This is a genomic window from Pedobacter sp. UBA4863 (genome assembly GCF_002399615.1).
Lineage (GTDB): Bacteria > Bacteroidota > Bacteroidia > Sphingobacteriales > Sphingobacteriaceae > Pedobacter.
In genome coordinates, this window is sequence record NZ_DHDZ01000036.1 from 38,166 (window position 1) to 53,515 (window position 15,350).

Below are 15,350 nucleotides of genomic sequence, written 5' to 3' on the forward strand. Positions count from 1 at the left end.
ATGAAGAAATTATATATCATTGTATTTGCTCTATTATTTAGTGTTACCGTGGTTGCGCAATTACCAAAACTAGAAAGGGTAGAACCTGCTTTTTGGTGGGCTGGTATGCAAAATCCAAAATTACAACTGCTTGTACACGGAAAAGATATTGGTAAAAAATCGGTAACCATTAAATACGATGGTGTAACACTTACTAAGGTTCATCAGGTAGAAAATCCCAATTATCTGTTTTTAGATTTAGAGTTGGCTAATAATGTAAAAGCAGGCAAGTTTCCAATCATTTTTAGTTTAAATGGCAAAAAGCAAACAGAATTTGTTTACGAACTTAAGCAAAGAACTACGGGCGAAAATTTACATCAAGGAGTAAATACGAAAGATTTTATCTACTTAATTATGCCCGATCGGTTTTCTAACGGAGATAAAACTAACGATGTAGTGAAAGGTATGAATGAAACTGCACTGAACAGAGATAGTATGTTTTATCGTCACGGTGGTGATATACAGGGGATCATTAATCATTTAGATTATTTGCAAGAATTGGGTGTAACTACATTGTGGCTAAATCCAGTATTAGAAAACGACCAACCAAAAACTTCTTATCATGGTTATGCCAATACAGAAAACTACAAAATAGACAGAAGGTTTGGGAGCAATGAATTGTACAAAAAACTAGTAGACGAATGCCACAAGCGTGGAATGAAGATGATTAAGGATTTGGTGCACAACCATTTCGGTACAGAACATTTTACCATCAAAGATTTGCCCATGAAAAACTGGGTTCACCAATGGCCAGAATACACCAAAACAACTTATAGAGAACAGGTGCATTTTGATCCCTACGTATCTAAAAGAGATAAAGATTTGATGGAGAAAGGCTGGTTTGATAAACACATGGCCGATTTGGATCAGACAAATCTTTTTGTGCAGAACTATCTTACCCAAAGTCACATTTGGTGGATTGAATATGCAGGTTTGGATGGTTTTAGATTAGATACCTATGCCTATAACAACTTAGAATTTATGGCCGATTGGGCCAATAAGATTATTGCTGAATACCCAAATTTTACATTTTTTGGCGAAACATGGGTTCATGGCGTACCTAATCAGGCATACTTTACCGAAGGCAACAAAATTAATCAAGGTATTGATACCAAGTTGCAAGGCGTGACCGATTTTCAGGCACTTTGGGGCATTAACGAAGCTCTAAACGGAAAGTTTGGTTGGATGGATGGCTTAGTAAGGCTTTACAATGTTTTTGCAAACGATTATATGTATCAAGACCCCACACGTAATGTAGTTTTCTTAGATAATCACGATATCAGTAGGTTTTATTCTGTAGTGGGCGAAGATTTTAATAAATATAAATCGGGCATTGCTTGGTTGCTAACCACACGAGGTATTCCACAATTTTACTATGGCACCGAAATTTTGATGAAGAACTATGCCAATCCAGATGGTTTGGTACGCGATGATTTTCCGGGAGGATGGCAAGGCGATAAAACCAATAAATTTATTGCTGGTGGCAGAACAGAAAAGGAAAATGAAGCTTTCAATTATGTAAAAAAGCTGGCTAATTATCGTAAAAATAACGAAGTGTTACAAACTGGAAAGATGATGCAGTTTATTCCAGAAGAAGGCATCTATGTTTATTTCAGGTACAACGCTGATAAGACCATAATGATTATAATGAACAGTAACACAGAAGAAAAATCAGTGCCAACAGCACGTTTTGCGGAAAGAATTTTGTCTGCTACAACTGCAAAAAATGTTGTTACTGAAGAAACGCTAAATACGCTCGCAACTATAAAAATACCAGCTACAACAACACTAGTATTAGAATTAAAATAACATACAGTCAATATAAATGACATTAGAGCATTATTCAGAAAAACCAATACCTATGGAGATAAAAGCATGCCTGTTCGATTTGGATGGGGTTTTGGTAGATACCGCAGTATATCATTTTAAAGCATGGCGAAAACTTGCCAATCATTTAGGTTTCGATTTTACCGAAGCGCAAAATGAACAATTGAAAGGAATTAGCAGGGTAGAAAGTTTAAATAAAATATTGGCTTGGGGAAATGTTGAGAAAACCGAAGAAGAAAAACAACAACTGGCCACAGAAAAGAATGAATGGTATGTAGCCATGATTTCGAAAATGACACCTGCAGAAGTTTTACCAGGCACCGTAGATTTTTTAACAGCAATTAAAAAAGCAGGTTATAAAATAGCTTTAGGCTCGGCTAGTAAAAATTCTGCTTTAATATTAGAGAGAACTCAAATTGCTCATTTTTTTGAAGAAATAGTTGATGGTAATTTGGTGAGCAAATCAAAGCCAGATCCAGAAGTTTTTTTTAAAGGAGCAACACTTTTGGAGGTGCAACCAAGCGAGTGTGTAGTTTTTGAAGATGCTGTGGCCGGCGTAGAAGCAGCTAAGCGTGCTGGTATGAAAGCAATAGGTATTGGTAGCGCAGAAGTATTAACCCAGGCAGATTTGGTGGTGCAAAACTTAGGACAGTTAACCATTGGCCACTTACAACAATTGAGCGAATTATAAAATAAACAGGAAAGATAGCATATAGATGAAGAATTATATAAAAGCACACGAATGGAATATAATTGAGGAAGGTTTTGATCCTCATTTAAATAAAATATCTGAAAGCATTTTTAGTTTGGGCAATGGCAGAATGGGGCAACGTGCCAATTTTGAAGAAACTTACACTGGCGAAACTTTGCAGGGAAATTATGTTGCTGGTGTCTACTATCCAGATAAAACACGTGTGGGTTGGTGGAAAAACGGCTATCCAGAGTATTTTGCTAAAGTACTAAATGCAGCAAGTTGGATTGACTTGCATATTAATATAGAAGGTGAGGAACTTGATTTGGCAAATGCCAAGGTTGATGATTTTTCTCGCTTGCTGAACATGAAAGAAGGCTATTTGCAGCGTCAATTTAAAGCTACTTTACCAAGTGGTAAACAAGTACAGGTTTTAGCTAAACGCTTTTATAGCATAGCAAACGACGAGATTGGAGCACTTGAATACACCATTAAAGCACTAAATTTTGGTGGAACTTTAACCATTACTTCTTTTATAGATGGTAATGTTAAAAATCAGGATAGTAACTATGACGAGAAATTTTGGGATTTCGTAGCAGATGAGGTACAAGATAACCAACTGTTTTTAACCTTGAGGACCAAAAAGACAGCATTTGAAGTTTGCACTGCCACAGCCACAAGCGTATATCAAAACAACGAGAAATTGCCTCTCGATTTAAAACTGGTCAAGAGTGAAAAGTATGTTGGTCAGCAGTTTACTGTTGTAGTTAAAGCTAACGAAGAGGTAAGTATTGTTAAAATAGCTGCAAATCTAACTTCCGAAAATCATGATAAAGCAAATTTGCTAAACCAAACAAAAGCTGTATTGGCACAAGCTGTGCAGAAAGGCTTTAATGCACTACTTGAAGAACAAAAGCAAGCCTGGCATAACAAATGGCAAGAAAGTGATATCGTAATAGAAGGAGATATTGCTGCACAGCAAGCCATCAGATTTAATATCTATCAACTTTTTCAAACTTATACTGGTAAAGACGATCGCTTAAATATTGGCCCTAAAGGATTTACCGGAGAGAAATATGGAGGTTCTACTTATTGGGATACAGAAGCTTATTGTGTGCCTTTTTATTTGGCAACTGCTCCACAAGAAGTAAGCAAAAACCTGTTGATTTATCGTTATAAACAATTAGACAAAGCTATAGAGAACGCTCAAAAATTGGGATTTAAAGATGGTGCAGCATTATACCCAATGGTAACCATAAATGGCGAAGAATGCCATAACGAATGGGAAATTACATTTGAAGAAATTCATCGTAATGGCGCTATTGCTTATGCTATTTTCAATTACATCCGTTACACGGGCGACGAAGATTATTTGCAGCAATATGGTTTGGAAGTTTTGGTGGGGATTGCCCGTTTCTGGAAACAGCGTGTTAATTGGAGCAGTGATAAAAAGCAATATGTAATGTTGGGTGTTACTGGTCCAAACGAATACGAAAACAACATTAATAACAATTGGTATACAAATTACTTGGCAGTTTGGTGCCTAAAATACGCAAAAGAAGCAGCTCAACTAGTAGCAAATAACAATCCAGCACGATATCAAGCGTTGGTTGCAAAGTTATCTTTAAAAGAAACAGAATATGCAGATTGGCAACACATTGTAGAGAATATGTATTATCCTTATCACCAAGAATTGGGAGTGTATCTACAACAAGATGGCTACATGGATAAAGAACAGATTTTGGTGAAAGATTTGCCAGCATCAGACAGGCCATTAAACCAAAAATGGAGCTGGGATAGAATTTTACGTTCGTGCTTTATTAAACAGGCCGATGTGCTGCAAGGATTGTATTTCTTTGAAGATGATTTTGATTTTGATACCCACAAGCGCAATTTCGATTTTTACGAACCTCGTACCGTACATGAAAGTTCATTATCGCCCTGCGTACATAGTATTTTAGCTGCCAAATTAAACGATGAGGCCAGAGCTTACGAGTTTTACCTACGCACTTCGCGTTTAGATTTGGATGATTATAACAACGATACCGAAGACGGCTTACATATTACTTCTATGGCAGGAACTTGGATGAGTGTAGTAGAAGGGTTTGCAGGCATGAGAGTTCGTAACGGTAAGTTGGTTTTTAATCCTTTTTTACCAGGAAAATGGAAATCTTTCTCGTTTACAGTTGGATTTAGAGGTGCTAATATTAAGGTAAATATCAATGCATCAGAAATTAACATCGTTAATACTACCGATCAGTCAATAAGTTTGGTAATCCATCAAAACAACTATCAACTTAACGGAAATTCTGAGCTTAAAGTTGCCAGCTCATTATTGGTTTAAAAATTTGTAAATATGGAGATGAAGCAGCGCAATTATTTTATAAAGATCTATAGCAAAGTCATAGCAATTATCACAGTGCTAATAGCTACTATTCTGCTTTTTTCTTGTAAAACCACAGAAAATCAGCAAAAAATGAAGAAAGATAACCTTGTTGTTTATCAGCTTTTACCTCGTTTATTTGGCAATACAGTTACGGCAAACATTCCGTATGGAACAATAGCGCAAAATGGCAGCGGTAAGTTTAATGATATCACCGATAAAGCTTTAGATGGTTTGAAGGAGTTACAGGTAGATTACGTATGGTATACAGGAATAATTGCACATGCAAGCTTAACCGATTATAGTAACTATGGAATTGCTACAGGCGATGCCGATGTGGTGAAAGGAAGAGCAGGTTCTCCGTATGCCATCAGAGATTATTACGATGTAGATCCAGATTTGGCAGTTGATGTGAACCGTAGAATGGAAGAGTTTGAAGCTTTGATAAAGCGAACACATCAGAAGGAGATGAAAGTTATCATTGATTTTGTGCCTAACCATGTAGCCAGAAATTACCAGTCAAAAGCCAAACCAGCAGGTGTAGTAGATTTTGGCGAAAACGATAATAAAACGGTGGTTTTTGATACTAAAAACGATTTTTATTATATACCTGATCAAGCTTTTCAAGTTCCTGTATCCAATAGACCAAAGAATATACTTTCTGCTTTACAAGATGGTAAATACATAGAAAATCCGGCAAGGGCCACAGGTAATAACGTTTTTAAGGCGCAGCCTTCGGCAGATGATTGGTACGAAACCATAAAATTGAATTATGGTGTAGAGTATCTGGATGGGAAAGAAATAAAACATTTTGAACCAATACCATCAGTATGGATTAAAATGAGAGATATTTTAGTGTACTGGGCAAACAAAGGGGTAGATGGTTTTCGTTGCGATGTAGCCGAAATGGTGCCAGTAGAATTTTGGAGCTGGGTAATCCCGGAAGTTAAAAAAGTTAATTCGGCATTAATTTTTATTGGGGAGGCTTATAACCCTAAAGTGTATGCACAATACCTTAACCAAGGTAAGTTTGATTATTTGTACGATAAAGTTGGTTTGTACGATGGTTTAAAGAGATTAATTAGAGACGAACCTAATGCGAATGTACAAGATATAAGAAACGTTTGGCAGAAAGAAAGTGCTGGTTTCGATCATAAAATGCTTCGTTTTTTAGAGAACCATGATGAGGAACGCATTGCTTCTAAAGGATTTGCTGGGGACGCGAAGTTGGCATTTCCAGCGATGGTGGTTTCGGCTACCTTAGGCAAAGGGCCGCTAATGTTGTATTTTGGGCAAGAAGTAGGGGAACCTGGCGAAGGTACAGAAGGATTTGGTGGCGATGATAACCGTACTACTATTTTCGACTACTGGGGAGTTCCAAATCATCAACGTTGGGTTAATAATGGTCATTTTGATGGTGCCAAACTAAATGTAGAAGAAGCAGAAACACGACGTTTTTATAAAAAGTTAATGCAAATAAGAGCAGTAAGCGAAGCAATAACCGATGGTGAAATATTAGAAATCCCATTAGGTACAACAAAAAAAGTTTATGCTTTTGTAAGATATTCTGCAAATCAAAGACTGTTGGTGTTAGCCAATTTCGATAGAGAGAAAGTATTTAATCAAAGTGTAGAGCTTCCAACTACTTTAATAAAAAACAAGCCCCTAAATAAAGCTGTAGATCTTTTAAGCGACACATCTGTCGAAATTAAAGAAGGAAAAATCAATATACAATTGTTGCCAGTTTCGGCACAAATTATTCAGTTTTAAGAAAAGATAAAGATAATGAGCCAAAAAGCAATACAAAAACCAATGTTAAACCTATCGCAAATTATCAATATGAGCGTAGGCTTTTTTGGTATCCAGTTTGGCTGGGATTTGCAACGTGCCAACATGGGCCGTATTTACGAAAATTTAGGTGCCAATCCAGATCAGGTACCGTTATTGTTTTTGGCAGCACCACTAACGGGGTTGATTGTTCAGCCTATAATTGGTTATTTAAGCGATAGAACTTGGCATCCAACGTGGGGTAGAAGAAGACCCTATTTTTTCATCGGGGCATTAATTGCGTCTATTGCATTAATTTTTATGCCACACAGTAGCGAACTATGGATGGCCGCCAGCTTACTTTGGATTTTAGACGTATTTGGTAATGTCGCGATGGAACCATTTAGGGCTTTTGTTGCCGATAAATTGCCAGATAGTCAAGTAAATCGTGGTTTTATCATGCAAAGTATGATGATTGGTTTAGGTGGAAGTATTGCATCGGCTTTGCCATGGATTTTCAATAATATTTTCAATGTAAGTAACGTAGCTGCATTTGGCGATATTCCACAAAACGTAAAGTACTCGTTTTATTTGGGTGCTTTTTTCTTTTTTGCTGCGGTGTTGTATACCGTTTTAACCACAAAAGAGTATCCGCCAACAGATGAAGAAATTGCCGAGAATGCTAAAAGTAAAGGTTTTTTGCATGGTATTAACGAGATGCTTAGTGCGCTTAAAAATATGCCTAAACAGATGAAGGTAATTTCGTTGGTGCAGTTTTTTACTTGGCCAGGCTTATTTTTAATGTGGTTTTATTATACTACAGCAGTGGCTGTAAATGTTTTCGGTGGTAAAGATGCCAGCGATCCGGTTTATGCTGCTGGTGCAGATTTTGGTAGCTTAACTTTAGCTTACTATAGTGTTGTAACCTTCTTGTTTGCCTTGGTGCTTCCTAAAATAGCCGATACTTTAGGTAGAAAAACAACCCATTCTTTGTGTTTGTTGTGTGGTGCTATCGGTTTAATTAGCGTGGCTTGGGTACATGATAAAAATATGTTGTATTTGTGTATGACAGGGGTAGGTATTGCTTGGGCAAGTATTCTTTCCATGCCTTATGCCATGTTGAGTGGTCACCTACCAAAAGCTAAAATAGGTATATACATGGGTATTTTTAACTTCTTTATCGTAATGCCAGAAATTATAGCGTCGCTAGGTTTTGGTTGGTTAATGCGTAACGTACTTAATAATGATCGTTTATTTGCGGTGCAATTGGGCGGTGCATTAATGATTTTGGCGGCTTTAATTTGCTATTTCATGATTAAAGAAAGCAAGAATGAAGCGACGTTAGCACAATAATAGTTGCAATCTGAAGAGAATAAATGTAGGGTAATTAATTTAAAAGCGTATGAAAAAGCAGTTTCACTTTCTTGCAATTAGCTTGTTGTTTATCACCGTAGTTACAAGTTGTAAAAAAAATAATGGTTCAGATCCAGAAGAAGTTAAACCAGTAGTAGTGCTTCCAGATGGAGCAAAAGAAGGGGTAGTGTTTTCTAATAATGGTACTTCTGCAACCTTTACTTTATACGCACCAGGTAAAAATGCTGTAGCCTTAATTGGTGATTTTAACGATTGGTCGGTAAATGCCGTAAAAATGAACAAAACAAGCGATGGCAATTACTTTTGGGTTAAAATAGATAACCTAAACCCAGATACAGAATATGCCTATCAGTTTTTAGTTAATGATCATTTGAAAGTAGCGGATCCGTACTGCGAAAAAATACTAGATCCCGTTAACGATGTTTATATAAACCAAGCTACCTATCCTAATTTAAAAGCTTATCCAACTGGCAAAACAACGGGTATTGTAAGTGTAATGCAAGCTAATCAAGCAGTATATAATTGGAAAAATAGCTCATTTACTCGCCCAGCAAAAAATAATTTGGTTATTTACGAGCTTTTGGTTAGAGATTTTACAACCGAACACACCTATAATTCTACCCTGCAAAAATTGGATTATTTAGTGTCGTTAGGAGTAAATGCCATAGAACTGATGCCAGTGAACGAGTTTGAGGGTAACTCGAGTTGGGGTTACAATCCTTCGTTTTATTTTGCTCCTGATAAATATTATGGTACAAAAAATGATTTAAAGAAATTTATAGACGAATGTCATGGACGAGGTATTGCAGTAATTTTAGATGTTGTTTTAAACCATTCTTTTAGCCAATCTCCTATGGTACAGTTGTATTACGATGGGAGTAAACCTACATCAAATAGTCCGTGGTATAATACCGATGCTAAACATCCTCACAACGTTGGGTTCGATTTTAATCACGAAAGTGCCGCAACAAAACTTTTTTCTAAAAATGTAATAAAGTTTTGGATGCAGGAGTACAAAGTAGATGGTTTTCGTTTTGATTTATCTAAGGGATTTACCCAAAAACAAAGTACAGACGATAGCGGGTTTTCTGCTTATGACGCTTCAAGAGTAAATATCTGGAAAGATTATAACAATTATATCAAAAGTATCGACGGCAATAATTTTTACGTGATTTTAGAGCATTTTGCAGATGCTGCAGAAGAAAAAGCATTGGCTGATGAAGGAATGATGTTGTGGAATAATCTTAACTATAACATGAATGAAGCCACAATGGGCTGGCTGACCAACTCTAATTTCCAATGGGGTTTTTATGCCAATCATAATTTTGCAAAATCCGAAAATTTGGTAAACTATATTGAGAGCCACGACGAAGAACGATTGAATTATAAAAACATCAATTTTGGAAACGTTGTAACAGGCTACTCGGTGAAAGATTTAACAACTGCGTTGAAACGTCAACAAATGGCTGCGGCATTTATGTTTGCTATTCCTGGCCCTAAAATGATTTGGCAATTTGGCGAATTAGGCTACGATGTAAGTATAGATTTTAACGGTAGAACTGGAGAAAAACCAATTAGATGGAACTATTATGATGATACAAATAGAAAAGAATTATACAATATTTATGCTAAGTTAGCAAAGTTGAAAAAGCTAAATAGTATCTTTAATGCTACTACGAATAGTCATAGTTTAGCCGGTGGTATTAAATACATTAAGCTTACTGAAGGTACGAATACTGTTGTTGTTGTTGGTAATTTTGATGTTGTTTCTCAATCTGCAAATATAGATTTTGGGAGTTCTGGTACATGGTACGATGCTTTAGGTGGTAGCATCACGTTATCGTCTAACTCTTATAATCAAAGTTTAGCCCCAGGCGAATACCACATTTATAGTAAGCAGGTTTTGATCCCATAGTAAACTGGAATGGCTCAAGCAAAAATATGGGCTAAACCATTTCGCTATAAACCTAAATTGAAATTCTACTGATACATTAGGTAGCTTTTTTCCATTTATAGCCTTTTGCTTTAAAATCTATTTTTTCTAATGTTGATTAAGGTATTTCCTTAGTACTAATTATAGGTATTTCCTTGAAATATTTGTTGATGGAAATATCTATTTGAAATATCACCTCTGAAATCCTGTAGGAGCCACTCGGAAGTGCCTGCTTTTTTCATGCGTACCTTACGAATGGAATTGCAATAGAAAAGTAGAGACATTTTTTATTTTGGTTGGCGTTATCACCAGAAATCCTTAATACGGTCTCTAGTCACATTTGAGAAATTCGCTGAACCGTACCAGATATAAAAACTTAATATATCTCCTAATTATAAATTTAGTTTCTGTTTTGTTACGATTGTTTAGTAGGCTTGATGTAATTCATATACAGTTAATTAGTTGTAGTTTTTGGGTGAGCATCTGGTGAGCATCCCAAGAAAAATGATATTTAAATAGGTTGGAGGGGTATTTTCAATGTCCCGTGCGGATCGCAAAAAACCCACTTATAGATAATCTGAGTGGGTTTTTGCTTTTTAGCACATTTCCTGTTTTTTGGTTGATTCTGTTTAGTCACAGCTATGCTTTTAAAGATATTTGCTTGGCAAATTGTTTATTCTATCTTTGGTTAAACAAGTTTTTTATGTTGCAAGAACAAACCGTATGGATCATTGTTGTCGAAATTCTCTATTTGCTCCTTTTAGGCTTTACTTGTTTACGCATTGTTTTTGATACCAGATCGGTAAGTAAAACCTTGGCTTACTTGTTGTTTGCCGTTTTTGTGCCCATTGTAGGTGTGGTGTTCTATTTTTCGTTTGGTATCAATTACCGAAAAAGAAAGATTTACGATAAAAAATTAAATGTTGATGAAAACTTTAAGAAAGAGATTAATGAATTGCTAAAGGCGCACGATCTCGAAGAAGCTATCCATAACGATACGGTTTTAGTTAGGTTTGAACGTTTAATAAAGCTGTTGGCAAACAAAAAATCTGGTGGCGCTTTCTTGTTGCCAAATAGCAATATACGTTTACTGTTTAATGGAGAAAATAAGTTTTCTGAGCTAATTAAAGATTTACAGCAGGCCAAGCATCATATCCATATAGAATATTACATTTACGAGAACGACCGCATTGGCAATACTATAAAAGAAATTTTAAAAGCTAAAGCAAAAGAAGGCGTTAAGGTACGAGTAATATATGATGATTTTGGGAGTAAGGGAATTAGGCGGAATATAGCGAGAGAACTGAATGAGAGTGGGGTAGAAGCTTTTCCTTTTAATAAAATTAAACTATTGTTATTGGCCAACAGGTTAAATTACCGCAACCACCGCAAAATTGTAATTGTTGATGGCATAATAGCTTTTACCGGCGGAATAAATATTAGCGATAAATACATTAATGATGAAAGTCAGACCATATTTTGGAGAGATACGCACGTAAGAATTAACGGAGCGGGCGTTTTTGCATTGCAGCAAATTTTTATTTCGGATTGGAACTTTTGTAGCGGACAAAGGTTACGGGTTGCCGGTAATAATTATTTTCCCTTTAAAAATATGGAAACTTACGGCAATGCTAAATTGCAAGTGGTTTCTAGTGGCCCAGATTCTGATAGACCAAATATATTATTTGCTATTTTGAAAGCCATACAAACGGCTAAATCGGAGATATTGTTAACTACACCTTACTATATCCCCGATGAAAGTTTGCAGCAAACCTTAGTAATGACTGCATTGAGTGGGGTAGAAGTAAAATTGCTGGTGCCTAAAGAAGGTGATTCGAAACTGGTAGATAGTGTTTCGAGGATTTATTTTGAAGAATTGCTGCAAGCAGGCGTAAAAATTTATCTTTATGAAAAGGGGTTTATCCACGCCAAAACACTTGTTATTGATGGCATGTTGGCCTCGGTAGGTACCGCCAATTTTGATTTGAGGAGCTTTGACCTAAACTTTGAAGTAGCTGCCTTAATTTATGATAAAGAAATTGCCGAGCAATTGAAAAATGCCTTTTATGATGATTTAAAACAAACGAAACAGCTCTTTTATACGAGTTGGGTAAAGCGATCGTTAGGGCGGAAGTTTTTAGAGCAGGTTTTACGGTTAATATCGCCTTTTATGTAGCTTAAAAATTAACGTTAGTGCTTACCTTAAGTTTTAGGGGCAGTTATTTTACGCCTTTCCACCATTGCTTAAACACCTGCTGTTCGTTGTCTAAATTTACCACTTCGCCAATCATTGGAGTTACCATCGGAATTTCGTTTTTGTTTAATCTAGCTACTTCATTTAGAGGTTCGTCCCATTGGTGCATGGCCAACATAAATTTAGAAGAATGTACCGGGAAAAAACGCTTTGCTTTTAAATCTTTAGTTGCTTTAATTACCTCTTCGGGCAAAGTGTGTATGGCTTGCCAGGCTACATTATACTGTCCGTTTTCTAAAATAGCCAAATCAAAAGGTCCAAATTTTTCACCAATTTTCGCAAAATGGGAGCCGTAGCCGCTATCGCCACCAATAAATATTTTTTGATGAGGTGTTTGTAAAACATAGGCCAACCAAAGTGTATTGTTGCGTGTAAATCCCCTGCCCGAGAAGTGTCTTCCAGGAACGGTATGTAAAGTAATATCGTTATCAAGAGCAATCTCCTCATTCCAGTCTTTTTCTATCAACTGCTCAGGTGCAAAACCCCAAACTTCAAAATGCTCACCAACACCTAGCCCACAAATTACTTTACCTACTTTGGCTTTTAGTCCCATAATAGTTTCATAATCCAAATGATCATAATGGTCGTGGCTAATTACCAAATAATCAATATTGGGCAAATCGGCTACGTTATAAATATCAGCACCTTTAAAAGATTTATTGGTGTTAGGCAAAGGCGATGCATTGCCACTAAGCACAGGGTCTATCAAGAACCGCTTACCCGCTATTTGCATATAATAAGACGAATGCCCAAACCATACCAACAGGTTAGAATCTATAGGCAGGCTCAGTAAGTCTGTTTTAACAGAAGGCAAACTATCTGTGGGTTTCCTACGAGGATGGTTTTTAAACAGCATATCGAACATAATTCCTACCATCGAATAGCCCTTTGTAAGGTTTGGGGTGTACGCTAAATTTTGAAATTTGCCATCCTTATAATTGGGCGATCGCTGTATGCGCTCTAATCGCTCGCCACTTGGTGCTTTGCCAAATTTGGGATGGCGCATATATAAATAGGATCCCATAATAATTAGTAACGATAGGGATAGGATGATGATCATTGTTTTTTTAAAAAAATTAAGTGTTTTTTTCATCTTGAAGGCAGAAAGCTAAATAAAAATAAGAAATAGTTTTGTCTTAAATCCCAAATTTTATTGCGCTAAAGGCTAAATACCTTGAAACATAAAAAGATTATTTTAAGAATGGCTTCGCATATCACAATGTTTTTCTAATTTCATCTTTCATAAGAATTAGCGTTCCTTAACCTAGCACTATATTTAGGCCGAGGCACATTTAAAATGATAACCCACAACAATGAAAAGGATTTATGGATAAAAGTAAGCCAAGGGGATGTTAACGCCTTTAATTTAGTTTTCGAATATCACTATAAATCATTATGTATAAGTGCATTGCTGTTGGTTAAGGATGAAAAAACAGCTGAAGATGTAGTGCAGGACGTTTTCTTGAAAATATGGAGTAAACGGATGGAGTTGGGGCAAGTGGGTAATATGGCTTCCTATTTATATATTTCGGTCAAAAATTCTTGTTTAGATCAGTTGAGAAAGACAAGAATTACGGATGATATTAATGAAGTAGAAATAAGCGATGGTGCGTTAGACCCTTTCCACTCGGTAAGAATAAAAGAACTTAGCAAGCAGTTAGAAGAAGCAAAAGCAAGTTTGCCCTTGCAGTGTAAAGTAATTTTTGAAATGGTGTATATAGAAGGTAAGAAATATCAAGAAGTGGCAGATGAGTTGGGCTTAAGTATAAATACCATAAAAACTCAATTAAAACGGGCTTTAGCTAAAATGAGGGCGATTATGGAAAAATTTAGATAATGTTGTCACCCTAAAAAGAATAACTATCGTCATACTGAAACATAAGAAAAGTTGAAACCTTTGCGTGAACATATAGATGAGCTAATTGCTGATAAAATCAGTGGTCAGATTAGTGCGGAGGACGATGCGCTTTTAACAAAATATATTGGTACAGACGAATCTGTTCGTTTACAATGGGAACAATCATTAGCCGCTGTTGCTCTTTATAAAGCCACTCAGCAGGGTTCAAATATAAACGAAAAAGCAGCATGGAATAAGTTAGTTGAGAAGTTAGGGGCCGAGCCACCAACGGTAAAATTAAAAACTCAAAAATTTAGGTGGCTGGTAGCCGCTAGTATTTTGGTGCCTTTATTGTTGGTAAGCTTACTATGGTTTAGCTTGTCTAACAGCGATATGCAGTTTGCACAAAAAAAAGCGAGTAAAACCGATCCTATTAAAGTAATGCTTAGCGACGGTACAACATATACTATTGAAAATGATAAAGGTGTAACCGCAGGGGAAATTCATTTTGGTGCAAAATCAGCGAGTAGGGCCGACCAAAGAAAAGGAACTGCATTAGCAAACGAGGTTATCACTTTAGCTATTCCGAAAGGTAAAACCTATGCAATAGTACTTGCCGATGGCACTTCGGTGAAGATAAATAGTGCATCTGTATTGAAATTTCCGCTGGTATTTAGCGGAAAAACAAGAGAAGTGGAATTAGATGGCGAAGCTTATTTAGAAGTTGCTAAAAATGCTAAGCCTTTTATAGTGAAAACCCCAGAAATGGATGTTAAAGTGCTAGGGACAAAGTTTAATGTAAACACTTATCCTGGTAATGATGCGCAAACATCTTTAATTGAAGGAAGTGTAGCCATCTCAAATAATGATCATACTAAAGAGTTTCTTATTAAACCGGGACAAGCAGCCGTAAAGCGAGCCAATAATTTAATTGCTATAGAAAATTTTTCTACAGATAAAGTGCTTTCATGGTTGGGCGGAACCTACTATTTTAGCAATATGCCATTGCGTGAAATCGTAAATATTACCAACCGAGTTACAGGAGAAGATTTATATATCACCGATTCTAAAATTGCTAACTACAGATTTTCGGGTGCTTTAGAAATAGATAAGCCGATTAAAGTGCTTTTAGAGAACATAAAAGCATCATCTTCTCAAATTCAATATACGATAAAAGACGGGAGAATAGAACTCTATTAACTTACGCTAAGCTTTATAAAGCATTTGTTTTTAAAATTGGTTTAT

The 15,350-nt window shown here is 36.2% G+C and carries 10 protein-coding genes; 9 read left to right on the forward strand and 1 reads right to left on the reverse strand.

The features are described 5' to 3' along the window. The 7 genes from B3I52_RS08590 to cls all read left to right on the forward strand — a co-directional run bounded on the left by B3I52_RS08590 (position 1) and on the right by cls (position 12,190). Complete coding sequence (locus tag B3I52_RS08590) at positions 1-1,848, forward strand: glycoside hydrolase family 13 protein (RefSeq protein ID WP_293300389.1); 1,848 nt, start codon at positions 1-3, stop codon at positions 1,846-1,848. Between the two features lie 16 nt (positions 1,849-1,864). Next, complete coding sequence (gene pgmB / locus B3I52_RS08595; protein WP_293300391.1) at positions 1,865-2,557, forward strand: beta-phosphoglucomutase; 693 nt, start codon at positions 1,865-1,867, stop codon at positions 2,555-2,557. Positions 2,558-2,582: 25 nt separating this feature from the next. Then, positions 2,583-4,901, forward strand: a complete 2,319-nt coding sequence (locus B3I52_RS08600) for a family 65 glycosyl hydrolase domain-containing protein (protein WP_293300393.1) — start codon at positions 2,583-2,585, stop codon at positions 4,899-4,901. Between the two features lie 132 nt (positions 4,902-5,033). Beyond that, positions 5,034-6,710, forward strand: a complete 1,677-nt coding sequence (locus B3I52_RS08605) for an alpha-amylase family glycosyl hydrolase (protein WP_293300395.1) — start codon at positions 5,034-5,036, stop codon at positions 6,708-6,710. Between the two features lie 15 nt (positions 6,711-6,725). After that, positions 6,726-8,060 carry an MFS transporter gene (locus tag B3I52_RS08610; protein ID WP_293300397.1) on the forward strand — a complete coding sequence of 445 codons (1,335 nt, stop codon included), beginning with the start codon at positions 6,726-6,728 and terminating at the stop codon, positions 8,058-8,060. A 49-nt stretch (positions 8,061-8,109) separates the two neighbouring features. Next, positions 8,110-9,996: an alpha-amylase family glycosyl hydrolase gene (locus B3I52_RS08615; RefSeq protein WP_293300398.1), complete on the forward strand. Its 1,887-nt coding sequence runs from the start codon at positions 8,110-8,112 to the stop codon at positions 9,994-9,996. 721 nt (positions 9,997-10,717) lie between these two features. Then, the gene (gene cls / locus B3I52_RS08620) at positions 10,718-12,190 is read left to right on the forward strand and encodes a cardiolipin synthase (protein ID WP_293300400.1); all 1,473 of its coding nucleotides are present in this window, start codon (positions 10,718-10,720) and stop codon (positions 12,188-12,190) included. Positions 12,191-12,233: 43 nt separating this feature from the next. Here cls and B3I52_RS08625 read toward each other — a convergent pair whose 3' ends face one another. Then, the gene (locus tag B3I52_RS08625) at positions 12,234-13,292 is read right to left on the reverse strand and encodes an MBL fold metallo-hydrolase (protein ID WP_349678676.1); all 1,059 of its coding nucleotides are present in this window, start codon (positions 13,290-13,292) and stop codon (positions 12,234-12,236) included. A gap of 273 nt (positions 13,293-13,565) precedes the next feature. Here B3I52_RS08625 and B3I52_RS08630 point away from each other — a divergent pair, with 273 nt between their 5' ends. Continuing rightward, entirely contained in the window at positions 13,566-14,105 is a 540-nt protein-coding gene (locus B3I52_RS08630; RefSeq protein WP_293300404.1) for an RNA polymerase sigma factor, read from the forward strand. 60 nt (positions 14,106-14,165) lie between these two features. Then, positions 14,166-15,305 carry a FecR family protein gene (locus B3I52_RS08635; protein WP_293300406.1) on the forward strand — a complete coding sequence of 380 codons (1,140 nt, stop codon included), beginning with the start codon at positions 14,166-14,168 and terminating at the stop codon, positions 15,303-15,305. The last annotated feature ends 45 nt before the right edge of the window (positions 15,306-15,350 follow it).

Coding starts and splice junctions, on each gene's coding strand:
- B3I52_RS08590 (WP_293300389.1), top strand. CDS start 1: ATGAAGAAATTATATATCATTGTATTTGCTCTATTATTTAGTGTTACC.
- B3I52_RS08600 (WP_293300393.1), top strand. CDS start 2,583: ATGAAGAATTATATAAAAGCACACGAATGGAATATAATTGAGGAAGGT.
- B3I52_RS08615 (WP_293300398.1), top strand. CDS start 8,110: ATGAAAAAGCAGTTTCACTTTCTTGCAATTAGCTTGTTGTTTATCACC.
- B3I52_RS08605 (WP_293300395.1), top strand. CDS start 5,034: ATGAAGAAAGATAACCTTGTTGTTTATCAGCTTTTACCTCGTTTATTT.
- cls (WP_293300400.1), top strand. CDS start 10,718: ATGTTGCAAGAACAAACCGTATGGATCATTGTTGTCGAAATTCTCTAT.
- B3I52_RS08625 (WP_349678676.1), bottom strand. CDS start 13,292: ATGGGATCCTATTTATATATGCGCCATCCCAAATTTGGCAAAGCACCA.
- B3I52_RS08610 (WP_293300397.1), top strand. CDS start 6,726: ATGAGCCAAAAAGCAATACAAAAACCAATGTTAAACCTATCGCAAATT.
- B3I52_RS08630 (WP_293300404.1), top strand. CDS start 13,566: ATGATAACCCACAACAATGAAAAGGATTTATGGATAAAAGTAAGCCAA.
- pgmB (WP_293300391.1), top strand. CDS start 1,865: ATGACATTAGAGCATTATTCAGAAAAACCAATACCTATGGAGATAAAA.